The organism is Streptomyces rhizosphaerihabitans (assembly GCF_025399795.1).
Classification (GTDB): Bacteria; Actinomycetota; Actinomycetes; order Streptomycetales; family Streptomycetaceae; genus Streptomyces; species Streptomyces rhizosphaerihabitans.
The window spans coordinates 41,733-66,769 of the sequence record NZ_JAODTZ010000035.1; the positions used below are offsets into that span (position 1 = coordinate 41,733).

The 25,037-nt window shown below is 71.1% G+C and carries 25 protein-coding genes; 12 read left to right on the forward strand and 13 right to left on the reverse strand.

Annotation, left to right across the window (positions count from 1 at the left end):
• Positions 1–107 precede the first annotated feature (107 nt).
• Positions 108–1,301 (forward strand): elongation factor Tu, encoded by a 1,194-nt coding sequence (tuf, locus tag N4G66_RS29340; protein WP_261707264.1) that lies wholly within the window; start codon positions 108–110, stop codon positions 1,299–1,301.
• A 42-nt stretch (positions 1,302–1,343) separates the two neighbouring features.
• Here the strand turns inward: tuf and N4G66_RS29345 are convergent, their stop codons facing one another.
• Positions 1,344–1,724, reverse strand: coding sequence for an anti-sigma factor antagonist (locus tag N4G66_RS29345; protein ID WP_261707265.1), 381 nt, complete (start codon positions 1,722–1,724; stop codon positions 1,344–1,346).
• A 239-nt stretch (positions 1,725–1,963) separates the two neighbouring features.
• Positions 1,964–2,914, reverse strand: coding sequence for an NADP-dependent oxidoreductase (locus tag N4G66_RS29350; RefSeq protein ID WP_261707266.1), 951 nt, complete (start codon positions 2,912–2,914; stop codon positions 1,964–1,966).
• Between the two features lie 71 nt (positions 2,915–2,985).
• Between N4G66_RS29350 and N4G66_RS29355 the strand changes: the two genes are divergently transcribed.
• Together N4G66_RS29355 and N4G66_RS29360 are read left to right on the forward strand one after the other, a co-directional pair.
• Positions 2,986–3,933: a GlxA family transcriptional regulator gene (locus tag N4G66_RS29355; protein ID WP_261707267.1), complete on the forward strand. Its 948-nt coding sequence runs from the start codon at positions 2,986–2,988 to the stop codon at positions 3,931–3,933.
• A gap of 127 nt (positions 3,934–4,060) precedes the next feature.
• Positions 4,061–4,912, forward strand: a complete 852-nt coding sequence (locus N4G66_RS29360; RefSeq protein WP_261707268.1) for a hypothetical protein — start codon at positions 4,061–4,063, stop codon at positions 4,910–4,912.
• A 125-nt stretch (positions 4,913–5,037) separates the two neighbouring features.
• On the opposite strand, the gene N4G66_RS29365 is transcribed toward N4G66_RS29360, so the two are convergent.
• From N4G66_RS29365 to N4G66_RS29380, 4 genes are all read right to left on the reverse strand, one after another.
• Complete coding sequence (locus tag N4G66_RS29365) at positions 5,038–5,592, reverse strand: TetR/AcrR family transcriptional regulator (RefSeq protein WP_261707269.1); 555 nt, start codon at positions 5,590–5,592, stop codon at positions 5,038–5,040.
• The gene (locus tag N4G66_RS29370; RefSeq protein ID WP_261707270.1) at positions 5,589–5,951 is read right to left on the reverse strand and encodes a DUF1304 domain-containing protein; all 363 of its coding nucleotides are present in this window, start codon (positions 5,949–5,951) and stop codon (positions 5,589–5,591) included. Before N4G66_RS29370 ends, N4G66_RS29365 begins: the two co-directional genes overlap by 4 nt.
• Positions 5,952–6,047: 96 nt before the next feature.
• Positions 6,048–7,679 carry an amidohydrolase gene (locus tag N4G66_RS29375; RefSeq protein WP_261707271.1) on the reverse strand — a complete coding sequence of 544 codons (1,632 nt, stop codon included), beginning with the start codon at positions 7,677–7,679 and terminating at the stop codon, positions 6,048–6,050.
• A gap of 44 nt (positions 7,680–7,723) precedes the next feature.
• Positions 7,724–9,217, reverse strand: coding sequence for an APC family permease (locus tag N4G66_RS29380; RefSeq protein ID WP_261707272.1), 1,494 nt, complete (start codon positions 9,215–9,217; stop codon positions 7,724–7,726).
• A 116-nt stretch (positions 9,218–9,333) separates the two neighbouring features.
• Between N4G66_RS29380 and N4G66_RS29385 the strand changes: the two genes are divergently transcribed.
• The 3 genes from N4G66_RS29385 (at position 9,334) to N4G66_RS29395 (ending at position 11,129) form a co-directional block, all read left to right on the forward strand.
• Positions 9,334–10,098, forward strand: coding sequence for a TetR/AcrR family transcriptional regulator (locus tag N4G66_RS29385; RefSeq protein ID WP_261707273.1), 765 nt, complete (start codon positions 9,334–9,336; stop codon positions 10,096–10,098).
• A gap of 92 nt (positions 10,099–10,190) precedes the next feature.
• Positions 10,191–10,652 (forward strand): pyridoxamine 5'-phosphate oxidase family protein, encoded by a 462-nt coding sequence (locus tag N4G66_RS29390; RefSeq protein WP_261707274.1) that lies wholly within the window; start codon positions 10,191–10,193, stop codon positions 10,650–10,652.
• An 84-nt stretch (positions 10,653–10,736) separates the two neighbouring features.
• Entirely contained in the window at positions 10,737–11,129 is a 393-nt protein-coding gene (locus N4G66_RS29395; RefSeq protein ID WP_261707275.1) for a VOC family protein, read from the forward strand.
• A gap of 91 nt (positions 11,130–11,220) precedes the next feature.
• Here the strand turns inward: N4G66_RS29395 and N4G66_RS29400 are convergent, their stop codons facing one another.
• Complete coding sequence (locus N4G66_RS29400) at positions 11,221–11,526, reverse strand: DUF4235 domain-containing protein (RefSeq protein ID WP_261707276.1); 306 nt, start codon at positions 11,524–11,526, stop codon at positions 11,221–11,223.
• 123 nt (positions 11,527–11,649) lie between these two features.
• Between N4G66_RS29400 and N4G66_RS29405 the strand changes: the two genes are divergently transcribed.
• Positions 11,650–12,777, forward strand: a complete 1,128-nt coding sequence (locus N4G66_RS29405; protein WP_391858904.1) for a cation diffusion facilitator family transporter — start codon at positions 11,650–11,652, stop codon at positions 12,775–12,777.
• Positions 12,778–12,959: 182 nt separating this feature from the next.
• Here the strand turns inward: N4G66_RS29405 and N4G66_RS29410 are convergent, their stop codons facing one another.
• Both N4G66_RS29410 and N4G66_RS29415 read right to left on the reverse strand, forming a co-directional pair.
• Positions 12,960–13,403 (reverse strand): nitroreductase family deazaflavin-dependent oxidoreductase, encoded by a 444-nt coding sequence (locus N4G66_RS29410; protein WP_261707278.1) that lies wholly within the window; start codon positions 13,401–13,403, stop codon positions 12,960–12,962.
• Positions 13,404–13,572: 169 nt separating this feature from the next.
• Positions 13,573–14,205 carry a LysE family transporter gene (locus N4G66_RS29415; protein ID WP_261707279.1) on the reverse strand — a complete coding sequence of 211 codons (633 nt, stop codon included), beginning with the start codon at positions 14,203–14,205 and terminating at the stop codon, positions 13,573–13,575.
• Between the two features lie 357 nt (positions 14,206–14,562).
• On the opposite strand from N4G66_RS29415, the gene N4G66_RS29420 reads away from it, so the two are divergent.
• The 4 genes from N4G66_RS29420 (at position 14,563) to N4G66_RS29435 (ending at position 17,342) form a co-directional block, all read left to right on the forward strand.
• The gene (locus N4G66_RS29420; protein WP_261707280.1) at positions 14,563–15,819 is read left to right on the forward strand and encodes a cytochrome P450; all 1,257 of its coding nucleotides are present in this window, start codon (positions 14,563–14,565) and stop codon (positions 15,817–15,819) included.
• 20 nt (positions 15,820–15,839) lie between these two features.
• Positions 15,840–16,034 carry a ferredoxin gene (locus N4G66_RS29425; protein ID WP_261707318.1) on the forward strand — a complete coding sequence of 65 codons (195 nt, stop codon included), beginning with the start codon at positions 15,840–15,842 and terminating at the stop codon, positions 16,032–16,034.
• A gap of 263 nt (positions 16,035–16,297) precedes the next feature.
• The gene (locus N4G66_RS29430) at positions 16,298–16,756 is read left to right on the forward strand and encodes a nuclear transport factor 2 family protein (RefSeq protein ID WP_261707281.1); all 459 of its coding nucleotides are present in this window, start codon (positions 16,298–16,300) and stop codon (positions 16,754–16,756) included.
• A 52-nt stretch (positions 16,757–16,808) separates the two neighbouring features.
• Entirely contained in the window at positions 16,809–17,342 is a 534-nt protein-coding gene (locus N4G66_RS29435; RefSeq protein ID WP_261707282.1) for a flavoprotein, read from the forward strand.
• A gap of 53 nt (positions 17,343–17,395) precedes the next feature.
• Here the strand turns inward: N4G66_RS29435 and N4G66_RS29440 are convergent, their stop codons facing one another.
• From N4G66_RS29440 to N4G66_RS29455, 4 genes are all read right to left on the reverse strand, one after another.
• Complete coding sequence (locus tag N4G66_RS29440; protein WP_261707283.1) at positions 17,396–19,102, reverse strand: ArnT family glycosyltransferase; 1,707 nt, start codon at positions 19,100–19,102, stop codon at positions 17,396–17,398.
• Between the two features lie 218 nt (positions 19,103–19,320).
• A complete protein-coding gene (locus N4G66_RS29445; protein WP_261707284.1) occupies positions 19,321–19,983 on the reverse strand; it encodes an HdeD family acid-resistance protein in 663 nt (220 codons plus the stop codon).
• Between the two features lie 143 nt (positions 19,984–20,126).
• The gene (locus N4G66_RS29450) at positions 20,127–20,330 is read right to left on the reverse strand and encodes a hypothetical protein (protein ID WP_261707285.1); all 204 of its coding nucleotides are present in this window, start codon (positions 20,328–20,330) and stop codon (positions 20,127–20,129) included.
• A gap of 127 nt (positions 20,331–20,457) precedes the next feature.
• A complete protein-coding gene (locus N4G66_RS29455; RefSeq protein WP_261707286.1) occupies positions 20,458–22,083 on the reverse strand; it encodes an MFS transporter in 1,626 nt (541 codons plus the stop codon).
• Between the two features lie 257 nt (positions 22,084–22,340).
• Here N4G66_RS29455 and N4G66_RS29460 point away from each other — a divergent pair, with 257 nt between their 5' ends.
• On the forward strand, positions 22,341–24,992 hold the full coding sequence (locus N4G66_RS29460; protein WP_261707287.1) for a LuxR C-terminal-related transcriptional regulator: 2,652 nt from the start codon (positions 22,341–22,343) through the stop codon (positions 24,990–24,992).
• Positions 24,993–25,037: the final 45 nt, after the last annotated feature.

Below are 25,037 nucleotides of genomic sequence, written 5' to 3' on the forward strand. Positions count from 1 at the left end.
GCGGAACTTCCCTCCCCACCGCTCGGTCATCCGGAGCGGCTGCCGTGCCCGGCCGGGAAGCCGCGGAGCAACGCTCGGCGTCACCCAGGTGATCAGGAGGGCTCGCAGTGGCCAAGGCGAAATTCGAGCGGACCAAGCCGCATGTGAACATCGGCACCATCGGGCACATCGACCACGGCAAGACGACGCTGACGGCGGCCGTCACCAAGGTGCTGCACGACCGCTTCCCCGATCTGAACCCGTTCACACCGTTCGACCAGATCGACAAGGCGCCCGAGGAGCGGCAGCGCGGGATCACGATCTCGATCGCCCATGTCGAGTACCAGACGGAGAACCGGCACTACGCCCACGTGGACTGCCCCGGTCACGCGGACTACATCAAGAACATGATCACGGGGGCGGCGCAGATGGACGGCGCGATTCTCGTGGTCGCGGCGACCGACGGTCCGATGCCGCAGACCAAGGAGCACGTCCTGCTGGCCCGGCAGGTCGGCGTCCCGTACATCGTGGTCGCGCTCAACAAGACGGACATGGTGGACGACGAGGAGATCCTGGAACTCGTCGAGCTCGAAGTGCGCGAACTGCTCAGCGAGTACGAGTTTCCGGGCGACGACGTCCCGGTCGTCCGGGTCTCCGCGCTGAAGGCGCTGGAGGGCGATCCGAAGTGGAGCGCGACGATCCTCGAACTCCTCGCGGCCGTCGACGCGTTCGTGCCGGAACCGGTGCGTGATGTGGACCGGCCGTTCCTGCTGCCGATCGAGGACGTCTTCACCATCACCGGCCGCGGCACGGTCGTCACCGGCCGGATCGAGCGCGGGGTGCTGAAGGTGAACAGCGAGGTCGAGATCATCGGCATCCACGAGCAGAAGACACGCACCACGGTGACCGGCGTCGAGATGTTCCGCAAACTCCTCGACGAGGGCCGGGCGGGCGAGAACGTAGGACTGCTGCTGCGGGGAGTGAAGCGCGAGGACGTGGAGCGGGGGCAGGTCGTCATCAAGCCGGGTTCGGTGACCCCGCACACCCGGTTCGAGGCGCGCGCCTACATCCTCTCCAAGGACGAGGGCGGCCGGCACACACCGTTCTTCGACAACTACCGTCCGCAGTTCTACTTCCGTACGACGGACGTGACCGGGGTCGTGACCCTGCCCCGTGGGACGGAGATGGTCATGCCGGGCGACAACACCACCATGGAGGTGCAGTTGATCCAGCCGATCGCGATGGAGGAAGGGCTGAAGTTCGCCATCCGCGAGGGCGGCAGGACGGTCGGTGCCGGGCAGGTCACGAAGATCCGGCCCTAGGGTCTGTCCGGGCGATCATGGCGGAGGCGGTTCGCGGGGCTCTCAGGACAGGTCCGAAGTGGCCTCCGGGCGACTCAGCGCCTCCTCCAGCGAGGCGGAGGGCGGCAGGATCCGTGAGAGCCCGGTGAGCCGGAACATGCGGAGTGTCAGCGGATGGGCGCAGACCAGGTGCAGCCGACCGCCCCGGTCGAGGACGCGACGCCTCGCGCGGTACAGCAGACGCAGACCCGAGCAGTCGAAGAACTCGACGCACCGCAGGTCGATCACGACCTGCGGTGCGGGGTCCGAGGTCACCGCGTCCAGGAGCGGGGTGATCTCCGTCGTGGCGAGCAGGTCGATCTCCCCGTGCAACTCCAGCACCACATGACCGTGGTCATGATGGATGCGCAGATGCCTGGTGAACGGTGTGGGGTCGCTCGCCACGCGGACATCACCTCCAGCCGGCTGTTGGCCTGCTCCCGAAGGCGGGAGGGCAGGGTCACCGGGGGCCGGGGCGACGACACGTCAAGTGATCACTGAACACGACCCGGGGCGCCGGTGGATGCAAAACCGTTCCTTGTTCTGCAAGTTACCCTCGTTGAAGTGAATTCCAGCATGTTCGATTGACATATGTCTTCGCTGTGCGCGGCGAGTTGGCCATCTGTGCGCGTCGGCCCCATCCGTCAGTCGACCACCAGGACGAGCTTGCCCGCGGTCCGGCCGGTGTCGCCCAGGGCGTGCGCCTTGGCGGCATCGGCGAGCGGGAAGGTCTCGGCGATCGTGGGACGCAGCGCGCCCTTCTCGACGAGGTCCGCGACCGCCCGCATCCCGGTCTGGTCGGCGTCGACCAGCATCCGCACCGCCCGGACCCCGAGCCGCTCGGCCTCGTCGTAGAAGGTGTCGGGCCCGACCGGCAGGATGGAGACGACCACGCCACCTGGGCGCAGCACGCGCAGTGAGCGCATTCCGGTCTCGCCGCCGATCGTGTCCAGTACGACGTCGACATCGCGCACGGCCTCGGTGAAATCGACGTCCGTGTAGTCGATCGGCTCGTCCACGCCGAGGGACCGCAGGAAGTCGTGCTTGCCCGCGCTGGCGGTGCCGATCACGTACGCGCCTAGGGCCTTCGCGATCTGCACGGCCACATGGCCGACCCCGCCGGCCGCCGCGTGGATCAGCACCCGCTGCCCAGGCCGTACGTCGGCGCGTTCGGTCAGCGCCTGCCACGCGGTCAGGGAGACCAGCGGGAGCGCGGCGGCCTGTGTGTGGTCGAGCACCGACGGCTTGTGGGTGAAGGCGCGCGCCGGACCGGTCACGTACTCGGCGTGCGATCCGTGCCCGAAGGGGTAGGGCAGCATGCCGAAGACCTCGTCCCCGGGCTGGACGTGGGCGACGCCGATCCCGGTCGCCTCGACCACGCCGGAGACGTCCCAGCCGAGGACGAAGGGCGGCTCGCCGAGGAATCCTCCGGTCGCGCGGTGCTTCCAGTCGGTCGGGTTGACCCCGGCGGCCCGTACCCGGACCAGGATCTCGTTCGGCCGGGGCGCGGGCCGCTCCAGGGTCACTTCCTCAAGAACCTCGGGACCGCCGAGGACGTTCTGGCTGATGGCTCGCATCGTGTTCACAGTGTTCATGGTGAACCAGCCTGCCCGGGCGTCCTCTCTGGGGAAATGGCAGAATGGTCAACCTTCGATAGGATCGTGCCATGCAGCATGTGGAGCGGGTCGTGGTCCTGGCGCTCGACGGCGTCTACCCCTTCGAGCTGGGCATGCCCAGCCGGATCTTCGGCGCGGCGGAAGGCCGCTACGAGGTGGTGACCTGCACCGTCGACGGAGGACCGGTCCGCACCGACGCGGACTTCTCCATCGTCGTCGACCACGGTCCCGAGGCCCTGGGCGCGGCGGACACTGTGGTCATCGCGGCCGTCACCCCGGACCGGGTCACCGGCGCCCTCTCCGAGGAGGTCGCCGCCGCCCTCGCGTTCATCCGGCCGGGCACTCGCGTCGTCTCCATCTGCACGGGTGCCTTCGTCCTGGCCGCCGCCGGGCTGCTGGACGGACGCCGGGCGACCACGCACTGGCACGTGTCGGACCTGTTCCGCCGCATGTTCCCGCGGGTGGAGCTGGACCCCGACGTCCTGTTCGTCGACGACGGCGAGATCCTCACCTCGGCCGGTGCCGCCTCCGGTATCGACATCTGCCTGCACATCGTGCGCCGCGACCACGGCAGCGAACTGGCCAACCGGGTGGCCCGGCGCTGCGTGGTCCCGCCGCTGCGCGAGGGCGGCCAGGCCCAGTACATCGAGCAGCCCGTACCGGAGCCCTCGACGGCGAGCACGGCCGCCACCCGCGACTGGGCGCTGACCCGCCTCGGCGACCCGCTGGCCCTGACCGATCTCGCCGCCCACGCCGGAATGAGCCTGCGCACCTTCGCCCGCCGCTTCAACGACGAGGTGGGCATGAGCCCCGGCCGCTGGATCGTCCAGCAGCGGGTCGCCCGGGCCCGCCATCTGCTGGAGGCCAGCGACCTGTCGGTGGACCGGATCGCGGGCGAGGTCGGCTTCGCCACGGGCGCCTCGCTGCGCCAGCATCTGCAGGCGACGATCGGCGTCTCGCCGCAGACGTACCGGCGCACCTTCCAGACCGCGCGCTGACGACCGGACTCTCGGCCGCACCAGGTCAAGCGACTCCCGTCCCCACCACGCGCGCAGACCACCGAACGAACGCCGGCACCCGTGCGTCGTAGGAGGACGAACGAAGGTCGGCGGAACAGGGGTGGAGATGCGCAAGGGGATCGTGGCGGTGGTGCTGGTGGGGTTCGCGGCGGTGGGGTGCGGCGGGGGGAACCGCGACGGCCTGGTGGTCAAGGGCACGCCGCCCGCCAGTCCGTACGCCGGGCGGTTGGACCTGCCGTTCAAGGAGAGCGCGGACGGCGGTGACCGGGAGGCCGACGAGGCTTCGGGTGCGGCCGGCCGGGCACTGGAGTGCGACGGCTCGATCCACGCGGGCGACGCGGGCGACGCGTGGAGCAAGGGAGACGGCGGTTCGACCCCCGAGGAGGGGTTGAACGCGTACTTCGACATCTACCAGCCCGAGGTGCCGGATTACGGCTATCGGGTGGAGCGCCGCGCAGACGACCGCGTCCTCTTCTCCTTCGACGTCAAGGGCCGGACCAAGGTCGCCGTCGTCGTCGCCAAGGACCAGCCGCAGCGCCCGGGTTGGGGCCTGGAGACCAGCGCGTCGTGTGACCCTTCGGAGCTTCCGGCGAGCTACACCGAGTCGAAGGGATACGAGATCTGGGAGGACCGGGAAGGCCACCGCGTGCCGACCACGAAGGTGAGCAGTGCGGCCGGCGGCGAGCACTGCGACTGGCAGAGCGCGCACTTCCTCGACCTGGGCAGCGGCCGCGACTCCCGGCACTACGTGCGCGATCCGCGCGGGCTCTTCGGGAACGAGTCGCTCACGGCCGAGTACGACGGAGACGTCCGCATGCCCGCCGGCGCGCGGGACACCGGCTACCACTACCGCGACTGGCACCTCTGGCTGGCGCCGGACAAGTCGACGGCGTACGTCCGCACTTCCGACGGGGTGGAGGCATGGCCTGCGGCGAGGTCGGGTCTCGGGTGCATGTGAGGGGCCGTCGATCCGGGCAGGCGTCCCGGCAGCCGGCTCATGGAACCGGGCATCCCGGCTCATGGCTCCCGGAAGGCTTGTCGCCGACTCAGGGGCCCGGCCTCAGTGGCCCCTGACCTGAGGCGTCACCGGCTCATGTGCAGGGCGACGAGCAGTTGCCAGACCTGGTCCGCGACCGTCTCCGGGCTGCCGTCCAGCAGGCCGTGCAGCCAGTCCGCGAGGACGCCCGCGAAGGTGGCGGCCACCGCGGAGGCGACGAGCGGGGCGTCCGGCGCGCCCGCGAGGGTGCGCTCGGCCAGGCTGCGGGCCCGCAGGTCGTGGTGGAGTACGCGACCCAGCGGGCCGCCGCCGCCCGGACTCAGCAACACCCGGTACAGACCGGTGTGCGGGGCGAGTTCGGTGAAGAAGGCGCGCAGGGCCGGTGGCGCGGACACCGGATCGGGGCGGCCGCGCCAGGCGTGCAGCGCCTCCACGGCCTCCCGTACGACATCGGCGCACGCGTCGACCGCCAGCGCCTCCAGATCGGCGTAGTGCACGTAGAAGGTGGCCCGGCCGACCCCGGCCCGCCGCACCAGCGCGGCCACGCCGATCTCCTCGAGCGGATGCTCGGCGCACTCCTCCAGCAGCGCCTGCCGCAGCCGCGCGCGGGTCCGGGCGGCGCGCGGGTCGTCGGGCGTCATCCGGCGAGCAGGACGGCGGCCAGGGCGAGCGCGCCCGGCAGGGCCTGTGCGAAGAGGATGCGGCGGTTCGCGGTGACCGATCCGTACACACCCGCGACCACGACACAGCAGAGGAAGAAGACCTGCACGTCATGGCCGGTGGGTTCCGCCGCGATCAGCCCCCACACCAGGCCCGCGGCCAGGAACCCGTTGTAGAGCCCCTGGTTCGCGGCGAGCGGCGCGGTCGCCCGCGCCATGGGCGCGTCGAATCCATGAAGCCCCCGCCCCGGCTTCTTCTCCCACAGGAACATCTCCAGCACCAGGATGTACGCGTGCAGTGCGGCCACCAGGCCCACCAGCACGTTCGCGACCGTATCCATCGTCGGCAGGCTCCGATTCGCCTCGGCATTTCTTGGACAGGTGTCCACTATAGCTGGACGACTGTCCAAGAAGTGTCGAGGCGGCGGTGCGGTAGGTCAGGCGTCCGGCGCCGCGTACACGCGCTCCCCTCCGACATAGGTGAGCGCGACCCCGGTCTCCTTGATCGCCTCCGGCGGTCCCGCGAAGGGGTCGCGGTCCAGGACGACGAGATCCGCCAGGGCACCCGCCCGCACGCTCCCGGTGTCGTCGAGATGGTTCGCGTACGCCGTTCCCGCGGTGTACGCCGTCAACGCAGCCGCCAGGTCGATGCGTTCGGCCGGCAGGAACACCGGACCCGGCTCGTCCGGGCTCACCCGGTTGACCGCGACATGGATGCCCTGGAGCGGGTCGGGGCTGCTGACCGGCCAGTCGCTGCCCGCCGCCAGTCGCGCGCCGGAGCGCAGCAGAGACCCGAACGGGTACTGCCAGGCGGCCCGTTCGGGCCCGAGGAAGGGGATGGTCAGCTCGTCCATCTGCGGTTCGTGGGCGGCCCACAGCGGCTGGATGTTCGCCGTGGCGCCGAGCAGCGCGAAGCGGGGCACGTCGTCGGGGTGCACGACCTGGAGATGCGCCAGATGCGGACGGGTGTCGCTCGGCCCGTTCGTCTTCCGCGCCGCCTCCACGGCGTCCAGGGCGTGGCGTACGGCCCCGTCGCCGAGCGCGTGGAAATGGCACTGGAACCCGAGCGCGTCCAACTCGGTGACATAGGCGGGCAGATGAGCCGGGTCGATGAAGCTCTTGCCCCGATTGGCCGTGGCGCAGCCGCACTTGTCGAGATAGGGGTCGAGCAGCGAGGCGGTGCCGTTCTCGGCGACACCGTCCAGCATCAGTTTGACGCTGGTCGCCCGGAACCTGCCGTGCTCCAACGCGGCCCTGCGCTCCACGAGTTCGGGGATCTGCTCGGCGCCGCGCGCCCGGTCCCACCACAGGGCGCCGACCACCCGCGCGGTCAGCGAACCGTCCCGGGCCGCCGTCAGGTACGCCTCGGACGGATCCTCCATGCCCAGGAAGGTGCCGACGATCGCGTCCTGCCAGGCGGTGATGCCGAGCGCGTGCAGATGCCGCTGGGCGTGCAGCAGTGCGGCGAGCCGGTCGGCGGGCGTGGCCGCGGGGGTGAGCCGGCCCACGGACTGCATGGCCCCTTCCTGCAGCATGCCGGTCGGCTCACCCGACGCGTCCCGCTCGAACCGCCCGTCGACCGGGTCGGGCGTGTCCCGGGTGACACCGGCGAGTTCGAGGGCGCGGCTGTTGACCCAGGCGCCGTGATGGTCCCGGTTGGGCAGATACACCGGCCGGTCCGGTACGACCGCGTCCAGCAGCTCCCTGGTCGGCGTACCGCCCGCGAAGGCCTCCATGGACCAGCCGCCGCCGGTGATCCACTCCCGCTCGGGGTGGGCCTCGGCGTACGCGCGGACAGCGGCCACGGTGTCTTCGGCCGTCTTCGCGCCGGTGAGATCGCACTGGGTGAGTTCCAGACCCGCCGGGACCGGGTGGACGTGCGCGTCCTGGAACCCGGGCAGCAGGAGCCGCCCGGCCAGGTCGACGACCTCGGTGCCAGGGCCGATCAGTTCATGGACCTCGGAGTTCCCGACGGCGGTGATCCGCTCGCCGGTGACGGCCACCGCGGTCGCGGCGCGGCCCTCGGGGGTGAACACCGGGCCGCCGGTGAAGAGAAGGTCAGCGTGCATGGTTCCGTTTCCTTGGTCGGAGTGGCCAGAAGTCCTCGGTCGCTTCAGCTGGGGGTGGCCAGGAGCTGGGGGGCGTCGGCGTCGGTTCCCCGTCCCGTGGTGAAGTACGGGGATCTGCGGACCCACTTGGCCCATGCGCCGGCCAGGAAGCCCGATGCGATCATGACGGTGGGGGCGAGCAGCAGGAACCAGCCGTTGTCCGCGCTGACCTCGAAGTGGTCGGTCGAGGTGTAGAACGACCAGGCCAGATAGCCGCCGAGGCCGAGCAGTGCCAGGGCGCTCAGCGTGGGCAGGACGACCGCGCGTATCCCCTCCCGCCAGTTCTCGCGGAGCAGCCCGCGGAACCGGGCCGCCGCCGCGAGGGCGATGAGCGCGTACGACAGCGCCACCACGATCCCGACGGCGTTGACCGTCGCCATGATCATGTCGGCGAGCCGGGGGATCACCAGGGACAGCGTGGCCACGACCACGGCCATCGCGCCGATCAGCAGTGTGCCGATCGCCGGGGTTCCGTACCGGGCACTGACCCTGGACCACACGGGCCCGAGCGTACGGTCCCGGCTCATCGCGAACATCCCGCGCGCCGTCGGGATCACCCCCGCCTGCAGCGAGGCGACGGCCGAGAACATCAGCGCCACCAGGGGCAGCGCGGCCAGCGGCTGGTCGGCGAGCCGGTTTCCGAGGAAGGCCAGCCCCTCGGCGCCGTGCCCGGCCAACTCGCCCTCGGACAGCACGCGTTGGAAGGCCACCGAACCGAGCAGGAAGAGTCCCAGCATGGTCACCAGCGTGATGGTCCCGGCCCGCGAGGCGTCCCGCGGATCGCGCACCTCCTCGTTCACGCTGAACGCCGCCTCGAAGCCCCAGTAGCAGAACACCGACAGCAGCAGCCCCTGCGCCAGCGCCGTCGCCGACGGGATCTGGAACGGGTCGAACCAGCTCAGGCTGAAGGGGTGCGGTCCGGCGACGATGCCGTATCCGCAGAAGCCCAGCAGGACGACGTACTCGAAGACCAGCAGCCCGCCCTGGAGCCGTGCCGCGCTCCTGACGCCCGTCACCGCAGTGAGGGTGACGGCGACGAGGACGACGACTCCCACGGCCGTGGTCTGGGCGGTCGAGCCAGGATCGAGCACCAGGCCCGCCACCGTGTGCAGGCCCGCCTCGCCGGCGAGCTGGATCATCGCCGAACCGGTCACCGCCGTGGTGTACGCGAGGAACGCCACGGTGGCCACGATGCTCACCCAGCCGACCAGGAACCCGAGCCAGGGACTGAGCGAACGGCCCACCCACACATAGCCGTTGCCGGCGTTCGGCTCGACCCGGTTCAGCCGGGAGAAGGCGCCCGCGATCCCGAGGATCGGCAGAAAGGCCAGCAGCATGATCGCGGGCAGATGCAGCCCGACCACCCCGGCGGTCACCCCGAGACCGATGCCGATGCTGGTCGTCGCCGCCGTACTGGAGGCGGCGATGGCGACACCGTCCATGACGCCGAGCGTCTTGCGCAAGGACGGGGGATCCACACCGTACGGCTTCTGCGTCATGGCCTGCTCCGATCGCACCCGGGGCCTGATTCCGGCCCGATGACCGGAATGAAACTGCCCGGGGCCTTAACAGGTCAACGCTGTTGTCATAAGGTGCCCGCACCGGAGGGAGACCCATGACGTCCACGAACGACCGCGTCGTCCCACCCGCCGCCCGGCGGCGCAGACGCCCCACCAAGTCCGGCGTCGTCCTCTCCGAGGAGCTGATCGTCGAGACCGCCCTGCGTCTGCTCAAGGAACACGGCGCCGACGCGCTCACCGTCCGCCGCCTCGGCCTCGCCCTCGGCGCCGACCCCAGCGCCCTGTACCGCTACTTCCGCGACACCGACGACCTGCTGCTGGCCATCGCCGACGAGCTCATCGGCCGGACGCTGCGGACCTGGCACCCCACGGGGGACTGGCGTGCCGACCTCAGGGACCTCGGCCTGCGCGTGCACTCCGGTTCCCTCGCCCATCCGCAGGCCGCCGTGCTCAGCTCCTACCGGGTGACCGGCCGGGTCCACGAGATCGCGGCGGTGGAGACGATCATCGGCGTGCTCCGCGGCGCGGGATTCCCCGATCCCGAGGCCGTACGGATCTACCACGCCTTCGTCGACCAGGCGCTCGCGTTCGCGGCCCTGGACGCCGCGAGCGTCGCCCTGCCCCGGGCCGCACGGGACGCCGAGGCCGGCGTGTGGCGGGCGACGTACGCCCGGCTGCCCGTGGACAGCCACCCGAACATCGCGGCGACGGCCCGCCACCTCGTGCTCGACATGGGACGCAGCGCCTATCCGACGGCGCTCGACCTGCTGCTGAGCGCGGCGGCGGCCCGGCTCACGGAGATCACCGGCGGCGGGGACGCGAAGGGAACCCCACAGCGCCCACCCGGCCCGTCACACTGAGGCACGCTCGGCCGTCAAACCCGGCGGAGCGACTTGCTCGCCCTTATCGCACGTGTGCCGCCGTACGCCGTCGACCAGGAGGCTGTCCGCAGATGAACCCGCCCGCACGCACCCAGAAGCAGCGCAAGCAGGACACCCTCAACCGGCTGGAGAGCGATGTCGACGCCTGGGTGTCGACCGCCGACAGCGCCGGCGGAACGCCCTATCTGGTCCCGCTGTCCTACCTCTGGGACGGGACGACCGTGCTGCTGGCCACCCCCGCAGCCAGTCCCACGGGCCGCAACCTGCGGGCGACCGGCGCCGTACGGCTCGGGATCGGGCCGACCCGTGACGTGGTCATGATCGACGGCACCGTCCGGACACTCGAAGCCGACGAACTGCCGGACGGAACCGGCGACGCGTTCGCCACCAGGACCGGCTTCGACCCGCGCCGACTCACCACCCATTACCAGTACTTCAGTGTCACGCCACAGCGCGTGCAGGCCTGGCGCGAGGCAAACGAGATCTCCGGCCGCGACCTCATGCGGGACGGTGAATGGCTGGTGGCCGACTGAATTCCCCGAGCCGGGTAACCCGGGACGACAGGGCAGTGGCGGCCCGACGCCGCCCGTCGTCCCGGAACCCCTCACGGAGGAAACATGGCACTGGTCACGGCAGCCGTCGTGGTGCTGGACTGCGCCGAGCCCGAGAAGCTCGCCGCCTTCTACAAGGAACTGCTCGACGCCGAGGAGACGGACGCGAGCGCGAACCGCGTCGAGATCAAGGGCACCGACGGGATGCGGATGGCCTTCCGCCGTGACGGGAATGTCACACCGCCCAGCTGGCCGCGTCCCGAGAACGCCTTCCAGGCCCACATCGACTTCCACGTGGACGACCTCGACCAGGTGGAGCTCGTGGTGGTCGGCCTGGGCGGCCGGCCGCTCGACACCAAGGACGCGTCCGGCCCGTACGAGGAACGTGGCTACGCCGACCCGGCCGGACACTCCTTCACCCTGCGCTGCGTACGGTCGACGGCCCCCAAACAGGGCTGACCGGCCCGCCGCCGGAACCGGCCGGGGGTCTCCGCCGGAAACCGGCCGGGCTCCTCCCCGGAACCGGCCCGGAGTCTCCGCCGAGCGGGGCTCAGTCGCGGCCGGACTTGTCGGGGGAGGGCCACACGCCGGTGGAGCGTTCGATGGCCTTCGCGCCCGAGCGGTCCACCGCGCTGCGCACGACGGCGAAGATCGCGCCCTGGAGGGCGGCGGCGAGCAGCACCTCGCCCCAGCCGCGGTTCTTGTCCAGGGCGTCGGGAGCGTCTTCCTCGCGACGTATCGCCATCCAGGTCTTCTGGAAGGCGAGTCCGGCGAGGGAGCCTCCGGCCCAGCTCAGCACGAAGCCGATCGGCTTGTAGGCCAGGGACAGCTGGCGCTTCTTCTGCTTCTTGGACATCTGAGGCTCCTTCTCCGCTCCCGAGGCCGCGGGCGTGCGCCGGCCTCCTCCCACCGGGTACGGGTGCCCGATGTGCGGCACCCCTACCCCTCGGTCCGATTCTGTCGGCCGGCGCGGTGTGAGGTGGAGGGCCAGGGGAAACCGGCCGGTGTGAGCGGTGAAGAAACGAAGGAATCGACGGATCGCGACCATTCGACGCGCCGGAAGCAGCAGGATCGGCGGAATCGGCGGAATCGGCAGAAGGAGGACGGCTCGGACAGCAGGACCAGGGTCACCGTGATCGTGGCACTGGGCGCGAACCTGCTGATCGCCGTGGCCAAGGCCGTGGGCGGACTGATCGCGGGATCGCCCGCGCTGCTCTCGGAGGCCGCGCACTCCGTGGCGGACAGCATGAACGAGGTGTTCCTGCTGGCCGCGCTCCGCCGCAGTCGCCGCCCCGCCGACCGCAGGCATCCGTTCGGCTACGGCAAGGAACGGTTCTTCTGGTCCCTGCTCGCGGCCGTCGGCATCTTCGTCATGGGCGGCTGCTTCTCGTTCTTCCAGGGCTTCGAGGCGCTCCGCAACGGCGCCGACGAATCCTTCGGGGGCTACATGGTGGGCATCGCGGTGCTCGTTGTCGCCCTGCTCGCCGAGGGCGGCTCGCTGTTGCGGGCGCTGCACCAGGTACGCGGTCAGGGCGGTGCCGGCGGCATGCGGGACCCCGCCCTGCGTACCGTCGTCGCCGAGGACGGTACGGCGGTGCTCGGCGTGAGCCTCGCGATCGTCGGCATGGTGCTCCACATGGTCACGGGCCAGGTCGTGTGGGAGGCCTCCGCCTCCTTCGCCATCGGGCTGCTGCTCGTGTGCATCGCCTTCTGGCTCGGCCGGGACGCGCGCGAACAGCTCATCGGGCGGGCCGTCGACGAGGAGCAGAGCGGCCGGATCCGCGAACTGCTGAAGGCGCAGCCCGAGATCGACAGCGTCGAGGCGCTGCTGACCATGGAGCTGGGCCTCGACTCGACCTTGGTGGCCGCCCGGATCGATCTGGTTCCCGGGCTCGACAGCGAGGAGGTCGAGGAGGTCGCCGTCCGCATCAAACGCTCGGTCGCCCACACCTTCCCCGAGGCCGACCAGATCTTCCTCGACGTGACCGACGCCCGGGCGGCGCGAGCGGCCGCGCGCCGCGGCGAGACGGGGGCGAGCGACCGGGCGGGGGCCCGCGACGCGACAGCAGGAAACCCCGCCGCGACGGGGGAACGCGGCGGGGCCTGACACGCGAATGCCCGACGTCCGACGCTTCATGCACATCGGCACCGCCGAATCCGGGAGTGTCCGGCGCCGCCCGGTGTACCGGACGTGCCGTCCGGCCCGCGCACAGGGAAGGGGCCCGTACCGGTGCGCGTGCCGGTACGGGCCCCTTCCCCGCGTGGGTGTTCCCTGAGAGTGGGCCGGAGTCAGCCGGTCGGCTCCAGTACGAAGACGGGGATCTCCCGGTCGGTCTTCTTCTGATAGTCGGCGTACGGGGGATACGCGGCGACCGCGCGCTCCCACCACTGGGCCTTCTCCTCGCCGGTGATCTCCCGGGCCGTGAACTTCTTGCGCACGGGCCCGTCCTGGAGCTCGACGTGAGGATCGGACGTGATGTTGAAGTACCAGACCGGATGCTTGGGAGCACCACCGAGCGACGCCACCACCGCGTAGCGTCCGTCGTGCTCGACGCGCATCAGCGGGGTCTTGCGGATCTTGCCGCTCTTGGCACCGCGTGTCGTGAGAATGATGACGGGCATGCCGGTGTCCATCAGTGTCGTTCCCTTGGTCCCACCGGAACCCTCGTACAACTCCACCTGGTCCCGCACCCACTGCGTGGGGCTGGGCTCGTACTCGCCCTCAAGTGGCATGACTTCCGTCCCATCGTCGCGTCGGACTGGTCGTGTCTCGGGACGATTCAACACCAGTGCGGACGTGAATCTTCCGCACCGCCGCCCCGCGTGGCTTTCCGCGCCGGGCCGATCCCCCGGTGAGGTGTACCGGGAGATCGGGCGCACACCTGCGACAGACCTCGTGCTCTCATGGCGCGGCCATCAGGACCCGTACGGCCAGCAGCATGATCAGGCCGCTCGACGCGAGCCCCGTCACCAGCCGTCCCCGGTGGCCCGTCAGGGTTCGGCCGAGCAGTGCGCCGCCCCCGGCGATCAGGAGCTGCCAGCTCGCGGACGCGGCGAACGCGGCGAGGACGAACACCCCCTGCTCCAGGGGACGTACCGCCTCGGCCGTACGGCTGCCGAGCACCAGCGCGGCGAAGTAGACGACCGTGGTGGGGTTGAGCAGGGTGATCCCCAGCAGCGCCAGGTAGGCGCGGGCCGGGTGCGGGGGATCCTGGCCGGTCCGTTCGGCGAGCCGGCGCTCGCGGTACTGGCGGACCGCGCCGATCGCACCGCGGACCGCCAGCGCGGCGAGGACCAGCACGGAGGCCCACCGCAGCGGGAGCAGTATCGGCTGGAGCCCGGCGGCGAGCGCCGTACCGCCGAGGGCGGCGACGAGGGCGTACAGTCCGTCGGCCGTCGCGACGCCCAGCGCGGCCGAGGCGCCGATCCGCAGGGACGTACGAGCGGTGAGGGAGACGAGATAGGTCGCGACCGCTCCCACGGGCATGGCGATGCCATAGCCCGCGAGAAGCCCCGCGACGAGCGCGGCCGTCACGACCGGGGAAGCTCGGGCCTCCGCGGTCGGCCGGGCTGCTGCTGGACTCGCACCGGACGAACGGCGGCGGAGGTCGGCGGCAGGAAGGCTTCGATCGTGGACATGGGCCGATGTTCGGGCCACCGGACATGCCTGCGCAACCGATTTTCGGAAGGGTGTTCTGGAGGAGTTCGAGCCATGACCGCGCAGGCTGGGCGTCGGCGGGGCGGGAAACCGGGGGAAAACCGGAAGCGGGCCCGCCCTGCTTCGGCCAGATCGCGCGATCGGCTCATCTGGCCGAACTTCGCGTGGCCGGATAGGTGCCTGGGGCATCTAATGAAGATCGGCAAGAGGGAACCGTCGCATGTGAGGTCACTCATGACAGAAACTCCCCTGACCCAGTCCCCGGCATCAGAGCTCTCCGCGGCCCGGTCCGCCGCGGCCCGGCTCGATCCACCGATCGCCTTCCCGCAGGACCGAACGTGCCCCTACCACCCGCCCGCCGCCTACGCGCCGTTGCGTGAGGGGCGTCCGCTGTCTCGGATCTCCCTCTTCGACGGACGTGGAGTCTGGGTGGTCACCGGTCACGCCGTCGCCCGTGAACTCCTCGCCGACCCGCGGCTGTCCTCGGACCGCACGCTGCGGGCGTTCCCGGCGGTCACCGAGCGGTTCGCGGCGGCGCGCAACCGCCGGATCGCGCTGCTCGGTGTCGACGACCCTGAGCACCACGTCCAACGCCGCATGCTGGTACCGAGTTTCACCCTCAAGCGGACCGGCGCGCTGCGCCCCGGCATCCAGGAGACCGTCGACCGGCTGCTCGACCGGATGGCCGAACAGGGCCCGCCGGCCGAGCTGGTGAACGACTTCGCGCTCCCCGTGCCCTCCATGGTGATCTGCGCCCTCCTCGGTGTTCCGTACGGCGACCACGACTTCTTCGAGGCGCAGTCCCGTCGGCTGCTGCGTGGCCCGGCCGCCGTCGACACCGAGGACGCCCGCGACCAACTGGACGCCTATTTCGGGTCGTTGATCGACCGTAAGCAGAAGGATCCCGGGGACGGACTCCTCGACGAACTCATCCACGATCAGCTGCGCGAGGGAAGGGCGGACCGCCAGGAGCTGATCTCGCTGGCGACCATCCTGCTCGTCGCCGGGCACGAGACGACGGCGAACATGATCTCGCTCGGCACCTTCACCCTGCTCAGGCATCCGGAGCGGCTCGCCGAACTGCGGGCGGAACCGGCGCTGATGCCCGCCGCCGTCGAGGAGTTGCTGCGGTTCCTGTCCATCGCGGACGGGCTGCTCCGCGTCGCGACCGAGGACATCGAGGTGGCCGGGACGACGATCCGCGAAGACGAGGGCGTTGTCTTCTCCACGTCCGTCATCAACCGTGACGAGCACACCTTCCCCGGGCCCGACGCCCTGGACTGGCACCGCTCGGCCCGGCACCATGTCGCGTTCGGCTTCGGCATCCACCAGTGCCTGGGCCAGAACCTCGCCCGGGCCGAGATGGAGATCGCGTTGCTGTCGCTCTTCGACCGGTTCCCCGGCCTGCGGCTCGCCGCCCCCGCCGACGCCATCGCGTTCAAGCCCGGAGACACGATCCAGGGGATGCTGGAACTCCCCGTGACCTGGTAAGGGGCTTGGTGGGTATGGACATCGGCATCGCGATCGACAAGGACGTCTGCATCGGCGCGGGCCAGTGCGCCCTCGCCGCCCCGGGCGTCTTCACCCAGGACGACGACGGATTCAGCGCGCTGCTGCCGGGCCGCGCGGACGGCGACGGCGACCCGATGCTGGGGGAGGCGGTACGGGCGTGCCCGGTCGGCGCCATCACGGTGACGCAGGCCTGAGGCACTTCTTCGGCCTCGGTGCGCATGGCGGGCGGCCGGCTCGCCGCACGCCATGCGCGCGGGCGTGCGGCGTGCGGCCCGACGGCAGCCAGGGCGTCCTCTCCGAAGCCACCGAACTCGGTGCCCGCCCCGTTCGTTGGCTGTCAGAGACGGAGAACGCCCGTCCTCCCGTGTCAGTGTCCGCAACCGCATCCAGAACCGCATCCAGATCCGTGTCCGAGTCGCATCAGTGTCCGTTTCCATCCGTGTGCCGAGGAGTCCCCATGAGCGACCGTCCGCCCCTGCCGCCCTTCACCCGCGAGACCGCCCTCCAGAAGGTCCAGGCCGCCGAGGACGCCTGGAACACCCGCGACCCGCACAAGGTCTCGCTCGCCTACTCGGAGGACTCGGTCTGGCGCAACCGGGACACCTTTGTCACGGGCCGCGCCCGGATCGTCGAGCTGCTCACGGCCAAGTGGGCCCGCGAGCACGAATACGCCCTGCGCAAGAACCTCTGGGCCTTCGACGGCAACCGCATCGCCGTCCGTTTCCAGTACGAGTCGCGGGACGCCGACGGCCAGTGGTGGCGCTCCTACGGCAACGAACTGTGGGAGTTCGACGAGCACGGTCTGATGACCCGGCGCGAAGCCTCCATCAACGACGTTCCGATCGAGGAGAAGGAACGACGGATCCTCGGCCCGCGCCCGGAGTCGGAATGCGGGGAGACCTTCCCTCTCGAGTAGGGGAGCCCTGCCCCCTTCGGTGGCGAGGCCGGATCTTCCATAGGGTTCCCCTGTGAGCGAACCCACCGAGAAGCCCTTCCTCTACGTCGTCGTGTGCGCGGCGGGCATCGCCGAGGACATCGGCACGTTGATCACCGCGGCGCAGGAGCGGGGCTGGGAGGTCGGCGTCATCGCCACGCCCCAGGGACTCGGCTTCTTCGACGCGGCGGCGGTCGAGGAGCGGACCGGCCGCCCGATCCGCTCCGCCTGGCGGGCCCCGGGGGATCCGCGCCCCTTCCCCGCACCGGACGCGGTGGCCCTCGCACCGGCCACCTTCAACACCGTCAACAAGTGGGCGTCGGGCATATCCGACACCCTCGCCCTCGGAACGCTGTGCGAGGCATACGGACTCGGCGTCCCCATCGCCGTACTGCCCTGTGTGAACGAGGCGTTGGCGGCTCACCCCGCCTACCGCGCCAGTGTCGAGAGGCTGAACGGGATGGGCGTCCGCTTCGGTGACCCGTACGCCGGGGAGGTCCAACAGGACGGCGGGCGAAAGGATTTCCAGTGGGAGCGGGTGCTGGACCTGCTCACGCCCGACGAGTGATGGCGGGTCGCGTCACACCCGACCGGTGACGGTGACGGTGACGTCGGGTCGGCTCACGGTCTGCGGAAGATGGTGATCGAGTGGCCGACCTCCTCGACCCGTCGGCTCGTGGCGATCAGAGCCTTCAGCGGGGCGTCGGCCTTGTCGATCGAGGTGTCGGACACGACGAGCAGCCCGTGCACCCGGTCCGCGGGCACCGTGCGCGGATCGGCCGCGTCGATGCCGTAGGCGGCCGGCACACCGGCGCCCTTGTACACGAACCACACCTTCTCGTGCGGGTAGTGCCCCTTCAGCCGGTCGGCCAGGCGGCCGAGATCCTGGCCCCAGTCGACGTTCGAGTCGTGCAGGCGCAGATAGGTCTTCTCCGGGCCGCCGAACGCCTCGTTCGAGTACGGCAGGTAGTACGGGTATGTCAGCAGCGAACTGACGGCGACGAACAGGACCAGCGCCGCCGTGACGATCACCGCCCGGCGCCGGCGCACGACGACGGCACAGCCCGCCGCGACCGCGAGGAACACCGGCATGAACACGGCGTAGCGCACGCCGAGATCGCGGGAGCCGGTCATCGCCGAAGCCAGCAGCAGCGCCGGAGGGACCAGGAGGTACGGGGCGGCGGGCCGCAGCCGGCGCACGGCGAGCAGCGCGACCGCGCCGGCCGTCCACAGTGCCGCCATGCCGAGCGGGGTCTTTATCAGCAGCGCGGCCGGCAGGTAGTACCAGAGGGAACCCTGGTAGAGACGGCCGAGGAGGAAGCCCTGCCAGGTCGCGTTCTCGTAGCCGAACTGGACCCGCATCCCGTCGCGGTACGGCTGGGGCACGGGCAGGTGGCCGATGAGCAGTGCGCGCAGTCCGTGCACGGCGGGCATGTCCGCGGGCGCCGTCCAGCGCAGCCGGGGATCGACGGCGAGATACGTCGCCCACACCACCGCGAGGGCCACCACGGCCATGCCCGCGGCGGCCGCCGCACCCCGTCCGAGCAGCCGGGCCTTCGCCCGCGTGTCGCTCCACGGCGCCGCGCCGGGTGCGGGGCGGCCCGCGTGCCACACGGACGCGACCGCGAGGAGCAGCAGCACCGGAACGGCCGGCAGCATGCTCATCTTCGTCGCCACCGCCGCGCCGAGCGCCACGGCGGCGAGCGGCAGGTACCGGAGCGGCCGCCGCCTGGCCCGCCACACCAGCCACACCGAAGTCAGCAGGAAACCCGAGGCCGGCACGTCGAGCGTGGCCAGCGAGCCGTACGCGATCACGTCGGGCGAGAACGCGTAGAGCGCGAGCGCCACCAGCGCGCCCACGCGGCCCGCGAGTTCACGGGCGAACGCGAGGACGACCAGACCGAACAGCAGGGTCAGGACGATCACCGGCAACCGTGCCCACAACATCAGCCGCCAGGGATCGTTGCCGGACTCGTACAGCACACGCCGCCCGAGCTCCGTCTGGTCGCCCTTGAACGCGGGGTCGAGGTGCGGGTGCGCGAACAGCAGCCCGCTGCCGATGATCAGTTTGCCCAGCGGCGGATGCTCGGGGTTGTACCGAAGGTCGTGCTGCTGGACGTAGACCGTCGCCGCGCCCACGTACACGGGTTCGTCGATCGTCGGCGTCTGCTCCACGGCCGTACTGACCATGGCGAAGGCCATCTGGACCAGCAGCAGGACCACGGCGACGACGAAAGCGGCCCGCTTGTGCCGCCGCAGCCGCTCGAAGAACCTCGGCGGCGCCACGGCGCTGTCCACCAGCACGCGGTCGTCGACCCTGCTGGCCATGAATGTCGGCATGCCCTTTGTTACGTCCGCTCCGTACGAGCCTGCTCATCGGCCGGCCCACGGATTCGGGTGCGCGTCGAGGCGCCGGCCGGATGATCCGGCCGGCGCCCAGGCAGGGGAGTCACGAGTATGCCCGGCCTTCCGCACAACTCGAGGAATCGCGGGCGGCTGTGTGCGTACGGCAGGGCGTGCCCGGCCTCCTCCGTCTCGGCCTCGCCTCAGTAAGGGGAGGCCGGGTCACGTGGCCCGGCCGAGACCGCCCTGCGCAGGGCGGCCCGCCAGGCGAAGGCCACGGCCAGTTCGACCAGTCCGATCAGCACCATCCACAGGCCGAGCAGCCGGGTCAGGGCACGGGCGGACTCGGTCGGCAACGCCAGCACGACGATGCCCGCGATGATGCCGATCGCCGCCCCGCACAGGACGAAGCCGCGGTGCGGCAGGTCCTTGCTCGCAAGGGCCGTGTACGCGGTCAGCACGCCGGACACGAGCCAGACGACGCCGACGATCAGGGACAGCGCGGCGATGGTCTGCATCGGGTTGCGCAGACACAGGACGCCGGCCAGTACATAGAGCACCGAGATCAGCAGTGCGGCGAACCGGTTGCCCTGCTCCCGGTGGCCGAAGACCGACACGAACCGGAACAGGCCGATCACGAGCAGATAGAGACCGAGGAGAACCGCCAGGATGTGCAGGGTCTCCTCGGGCCAGACCAGGACCAGGATGCCCGGGACCAGCGTCGCGACGGCCGAGCCGAGGAGCCAGGTCCAGGAGGCGCCGACTCGGTCCAGCAGCACCGTGGGGTCACCCGGGGGCCCGTAAACCGGGCCGCCGGGCCCGGGTTCCGATCCGGCGGGCGGTGCCGAACCATGCGATTCGGTCATGGTTCCTCCTCACGCGGTCGAGCGGGCCACTGCCGGACCGCCGACGGGACGGTGGGTGGATTCCCGGCCTCCAGAGTCCCGTGCGCCGGCGTCCGGCGGGTCACCCCCGACGGGTGATCCTCATGGCTGCGCCGGCCGCGTCCTCATGGCTGCTCCGGCAGTTGGCGCATCTCCACGACACGCAGCCCCAGCGACCGGCAGCGGGCCAGCAGCCCGTACAGATGTGCCTCGTCGACGACCGGGCCGAACAGGATGGTCTGGCCGGAAATCAGCACGTGATCCATCTCCGGGAACGCCTCGGAAAGCGTCTCCGACAGATGTCCCTCGACGCGGATCTCGTACTGCATGTGGGGCTCCCCCCGGCGAGCGGCCTGGGGCAGGCGGACGGCCCTTCCCTACGATCATCCGGCGCGCCGTGTCTCCCGCCCTCACCCGCAGAAGGTGAACCTGGGTCCGAGGCGCCGCCTCGCGCGTTCACGCCTGCCCGAGGGAGTCGGCCGGCGCGCCGCTGTCAGGGGACTTCTTCCGGCCCGCCCGCCCGGTCGGCAGGTGCGTCGTGACCAGGAAACTGGCCAGCGTGATGCCGCCGGCCGCGAGGATCGCCGCCTTCAGGCCGTTCAGCTGCGCCGTTGCGTAGGAGTCCGTGACAGCGGCTACTTCGGCCGGCGGCAGGCCGGCTTGTTCGGCCGCCGTATGCACCTGGTCGGTGGAGACGAAGCTGATGCCCGCCTCCAGAGCGACGCCCGTCTTTTGGCGTGCCTCCTCCGACAGGTCCGGATTGTTCGCCACCTGGGTGGTGAAGGCCTGGGCCAGGGCGCCGATGAGGATCGATCCGATGAGCGCCGTACCGAGCGCGGAGCCCAGATTCTGGGCCGTGAACTGGAGGCCGCCGACCTCGCTGCGCTCCTCCTCGCCGACGGTGGACTGCACCACGTTGCCCAGCTGCGAGGCGAGCAGACCCATGCCGACGCCCAGCAGAGCCATGGCTCCGGCGAACTGGGCGTCGTCGATGACCGGGTCGATGGTGGACAGCAGCCATGCGATCGCGCCGAGGAGGGTCAGAAGGGCCAGCCTGACCACACGGCGGGGCCCCATCACCCGTCCCAGCCGGGAGGCCAGTACGGAGGCCACCAGCATGGTGACGGACACCGGGAGCAGCCGCAGTCCCGTCTGGAACGCGTCGAAGCCCTGCACCACCTGGAGATACAGCGGGATGGCGAAGAACAGCCCCAGCAGGATGAGGTTCTGGCTGACCAGTGTCAGCAGACCGGAGCGCAGGGGCAGTTTGTGCAGCAGCGAGAGATGGATCAGGGGGTCGGTGCCGTGCTCCTCCCTGCGGCGCTCCCACTTGGCGAAGGCGGCCAGGACGAGCACGCCTGCGGCGACGACGAACAGCGTCGGAGCGAACCCGAAGATCGTGAAAGGAGGGTTGCGGGGCTGTACCCATCCCCAGGAACTGCTCTGGAGCACACCGAGCACACCCAGCCCCAGTCCGGCCGCGGACAGGGCGGCGCCCACGCCGTCCAGCTTCGGGTGGGGCTCGGTCCGGGGCGATTCGGCGATCGCCCCGCGGAAGACGAGCATCGCGATGACGACCACGACCTCACCCGCGAAGACCAGACGCCAGGTGAGGTACGTCGTCACCCAGCCGCCCAGTAGTGGTCCGACCGCGATGCCCGCGCCGGCGAGCCCGCCGATGACACCGTAGGCGACGGCCCGGTCCTTTCCGGTGTAGGCCTCCGCCACGAGGGCCGCCATGGCCGGCAGAACCATGGCGGCGCCGAGCCCTTCGATCACCGACCAGCCGAGCGTGAGTACCCACAGCGTGGGAGCCACGGCGGTCAGGGCCGACCCGACGCCGTAGACCATCAGTCCGATGATGAACATGCGCCGGCGTCCGAGGATGTCACCGAGCCGCCCGCCGGTGGCCATGAAGGCCGCCATGACCAGGGCGTAGAGCGTGATGACGGCCTGGATGGCGGTGACCTCGGTGTCGAAGTCCTCGACCAGCTGGCTGATGGACACGTTCATCACGGAGGTGTCCAGGACCATCAGGAACTGGGCCGTGCCGAGCACCATCAGAGCGCGCCAGTGCTTCACCGGTAACCACCTCATCGAGTCGGCCCGTGACGCTGGTGCGTCGAACAGTGGCGTCCGGCCCCTGCTCCGCTCCCATGAGACCCGAAGACGGCGGATCCCGCCTCACCCACCGCGGGCGACCGGAGCCTGCCTTGCGACTTTCGGCACAGCGGGTGACGATCAGTGTGCGGGGGTTACGCCGGGGAGGGAGCTGTGGACCCGGACCACATCGGATCGAACACGTCGCCGCAGCCGATGGAACGCGGAGGCAGAACCCCATGGCCGGGCTGCTGACCCCAGGTGGTGACCCCCTGCTCGCCGTCCGGTTCACCGTCCCGGACCTGACGGAGACCTTCGTGCGCAGGCCTCGTCTGGTCGGACGTCTGACCGAGGGCGTTCAGGGCCCGCTGACCCTGGTGAACGGGCCCGCGGGCGCGGGAAAGACGCTCCTGGTCGCCCACTGGATCTCCACGATGGACCGTCCGGGTGACGTGGCCTGGCTGACCGTGGAGCACGAGGACACCGGCCCCGGCATCTTCTGGACGTACGTACTGGAATCCCTGCGGCGGCACGGAGCGGCGGTTCCGGACGACATCGGCAGCCCCTCCAGCCCCGGCGACGTGGACCACTCACTGCTGACCCGGCTCGCGGCCTGGCTGAGCGAGCGCGCGGATCCGGTGATCCTGGTGCTCGACGAGTTCGACCGGGTGGGAGCCTCGGCAGAGGTCGCGGACGAGCTCCAGTTCGTCCTGCGGCACGCGGGCGGCGGTCTGCGCCTGGTGATCGTCAGCCGTACGGAGCCGCAACTGCCGCTGCACCGCTATCGTGCCGCCGGAGCGGTCGCCGAGGTCCGGGGCGCCGACCTGGCGTTCGTTCCGGGCGAGACGGCGACCCTGCTGAGCCGCCACGACATCCGGCTGTCGGACGACGGCGCGCGGTCGCTGACGGAGTGGACCGGAGGCTGGGCGGCCGGGCTGCGGCTGTGCATCCTCGCGGCGCAGCACGTGGACGATCCGGACACGTTCATCAAGAACTTCGAGGCGGGCCAGAGCACGCTCGCGGACTTCCTGCTGGCCGAGGTGCTGGAGGCGCAGTCGGACGAGACACAGGACCTGCTGCTCCGGTCGAGCATCCTCGAACAGATTCACCCGGATCTGGCCAACGCCCTGACCGGCCGGGACGACGCGGAACCCATCCTGGCCGGGCTTCAGCACGCCAACGCGTTCGTCGAGGCCATCGGCCACTCGTGGTACCGGCTGCACCCCTTGTTCGCCGAGATCCTGCGCGTCCATCTGCGCGTACGCCATCCGGGTATGGAGCCCGAGCTGCGCCGGCGGGCCGCTCGCTGGCTGAGCGACGCGGGACTGCTGGCGGAGGCTCTGCCGCATGCGGCCGGGGCCGGCGAATGGGAGCTCGCGGCGGACCGGTTCGTCGACGAACTGGCCATCGGGCAGCTGCTGACCGGGCTCGACGCCGAGCGCCTCGACGGACTCTTCGCCGCCATGCCTCCGGATGCCGCCGGTCCGGCCGCGTGCCTGGTGCGCGCCGCCCGTGAGCTCGTCCGCCACGACGTCGACCGGGGGCTCGACTTTCTGCGCCGGGCCGGGGAGAACCTGACCGACGAGGGTGCCGGAACGGCGGCTCTGCGGCTGAGCCACGCGCTGCTGAGGGTGTTCGCCGCCCGGCTGACCGGCTCGGCCGAGCGGGCGGAGGCGGCAGCCGAGGACATGAAGGCGGCGGAGCTGTTCCTCCCGGCCGAGCGACTGGAACAGCACCCGGAACTGTGGGCCCTGATGCTCACGGACCTGGGCTCGGCACAGCTGTGGGCGGGGCGGTTCGACGCCGCCCGGACCTCGCTGTCCGGCGTCGCGCAGCTGGATGACGGACCGTCCACCGCGTACCCTCGGCACGAATCGCTCAGCCGGCTCGCCCTGATCGACTTCGTGTGCGGCCGGCCGGGCCGCGCCGAGACGCACGCGCGGGCGGCGGTCGCCGAGGCGGAGCGCTCCGGTCTGCCGCCCGCCGCCCGGACGGGGGTCGCCCAGCTCGTGCTGGCGGCGGTCGCCATCGACCGTGACGATCTGGCCGCGGCGCAGACACACCTGGACCAGGCGACCGCCTCCACCACGGCCTCGCACGATCCCGTCGCGACGGCGGGCCTCGGTCTCCTGCGCTCCCGGATGCTGCTGGCCAAGGGGCATCCGAAGGAGGCGCTGCGCGTCCTGCAGGAGCTGAAGCGCCCCCCGCACGGCGTCGAGCCCTCGCCGTGGTTCAGCGACCGGGCCGCGCTGGCCATGTCCACCGCGCACCTGGCCCTCGGTGATCCGCTCGCCGCGTTGGACGTGCTCGCGGAGGAACGGGCCACCGGTCCCGAGGCCACGGCGGCCGCCGCCCGTGCCCGGCTCGCGACCGGTGACGAGCAGGCGGCACGCGCCCTGCTCGACGGACTTCCCACCGAGCTGGACGACGGGCCCGGCATCGCCGTCCGGGTGCTGCTGGCACGGGCGCAGACCGCGGACGCGCTGGGCGACGACTCCACAGCACAGCGGCTGGTGGCGCGGGCCCTGCGGCTGGCCCGGCCGGAGCATCTGAGACGGCCGTTCGTGGAGGCCGGTCCCTGGCTGCGGTCGTTCGTGCGACGCCGGCCCGTGCTGGCCCAGGGCCACGAATGGCTCCCGGTGATGGCCGCGGTGCGGGGCACCGAGCCCGCCCCGCGGCCGGATCAAGCGCCGGTGATCGAAGCCCTCAGCGATCGCGAGAAGGAGGTGCTGGAACGCCTCGCGCAGATGATGTCGAGGGACGAGATCGCCGCCGACCTGCATCTGTCGGTCAACACGGTCAAGACCCACCTCAAGAGCGTCTACCGCAAGCTCGCCGCGACCCGCCGGGGCGAGGCCGTACGGCGGGCCCGCGACCTGCACCTCCTGTGAGCCGCGGACCCGTGCCGTCCCGAGTCTCCGCCCGGTGCTACCGCG

What these genes read in the sequence shown, in the direction of transcription:
- N4G66_RS29350 (WP_261707266.1), bottom strand. Translation starts at nt 2,914, where the DNA reads ATGAACACTGTGAACACGATGCGAGCCATCAGCCAGAACGTCCTCGGC.
- N4G66_RS29355 (WP_261707267.1), top strand. Translation starts at nt 2,986, where the DNA reads ATGCAGCATGTGGAGCGGGTCGTGGTCCTGGCGCTCGACGGCGTCTAC.
- N4G66_RS29360 (WP_261707268.1), top strand. Translation starts at nt 4,061, where the DNA reads ATGCGCAAGGGGATCGTGGCGGTGGTGCTGGTGGGGTTCGCGGCGGTG.
- N4G66_RS29365 (WP_261707269.1), bottom strand. Translation starts at nt 5,592, where the DNA reads ATGACGCCCGACGACCCGCGCGCCGCCCGGACCCGCGCGCGGCTGCGG.
- N4G66_RS29370 (WP_261707270.1), bottom strand. Translation starts at nt 5,951, where the DNA reads ATGGATACGGTCGCGAACGTGCTGGTGGGCCTGGTGGCCGCACTGCAC.
- N4G66_RS29375 (WP_261707271.1), bottom strand. Translation starts at nt 7,679, where the DNA reads ATGCACGCTGACCTTCTCTTCACCGGCGGCCCGGTGTTCACCCCCGAG.
- N4G66_RS29380 (WP_261707272.1), bottom strand. Translation starts at nt 9,217, where the DNA reads ATGACGCAGAAGCCGTACGGTGTGGATCCCCCGTCCTTGCGCAAGACG.
- N4G66_RS29385 (WP_261707273.1), top strand. Translation starts at nt 9,334, where the DNA reads ATGACGTCCACGAACGACCGCGTCGTCCCACCCGCCGCCCGGCGGCGC.
- N4G66_RS29390 (WP_261707274.1), top strand. Translation starts at nt 10,191, where the DNA reads ATGAACCCGCCCGCACGCACCCAGAAGCAGCGCAAGCAGGACACCCTC.
- N4G66_RS29395 (WP_261707275.1), top strand. Translation starts at nt 10,737, where the DNA reads ATGGCACTGGTCACGGCAGCCGTCGTGGTGCTGGACTGCGCCGAGCCC.
- N4G66_RS29400 (WP_261707276.1), bottom strand. Translation starts at nt 11,526, where the DNA reads ATGTCCAAGAAGCAGAAGAAGCGCCAGCTGTCCCTGGCCTACAAGCCG.
- N4G66_RS29410 (WP_261707278.1), bottom strand. Translation starts at nt 13,403, where the DNA reads ATGCCACTTGAGGGCGAGTACGAGCCCAGCCCCACGCAGTGGGTGCGG.
- N4G66_RS29420 (WP_261707280.1), top strand. Translation starts at nt 14,563, where the DNA reads ATGACAGAAACTCCCCTGACCCAGTCCCCGGCATCAGAGCTCTCCGCG.
- N4G66_RS29430 (WP_261707281.1), top strand. Translation starts at nt 16,298, where the DNA reads ATGAGCGACCGTCCGCCCCTGCCGCCCTTCACCCGCGAGACCGCCCTC.
- N4G66_RS29440 (WP_261707283.1), bottom strand. Translation starts at nt 19,102, where the DNA reads ATGGCCAGCAGGGTCGACGACCGCGTGCTGGTGGACAGCGCCGTGGCG.
- N4G66_RS29445 (WP_261707284.1), bottom strand. Translation starts at nt 19,983, where the DNA reads ATGACCGAATCGCATGGTTCGGCACCGCCCGCCGGATCGGAACCCGGG.
- N4G66_RS29450 (WP_261707285.1), bottom strand. Translation starts at nt 20,330, where the DNA reads ATGCAGTACGAGATCCGCGTCGAGGGACATCTGTCGGAGACGCTTTCC.
- N4G66_RS29460 (WP_261707287.1), top strand. Translation starts at nt 22,341, where the DNA reads ATGGCCGGGCTGCTGACCCCAGGTGGTGACCCCCTGCTCGCCGTCCGG.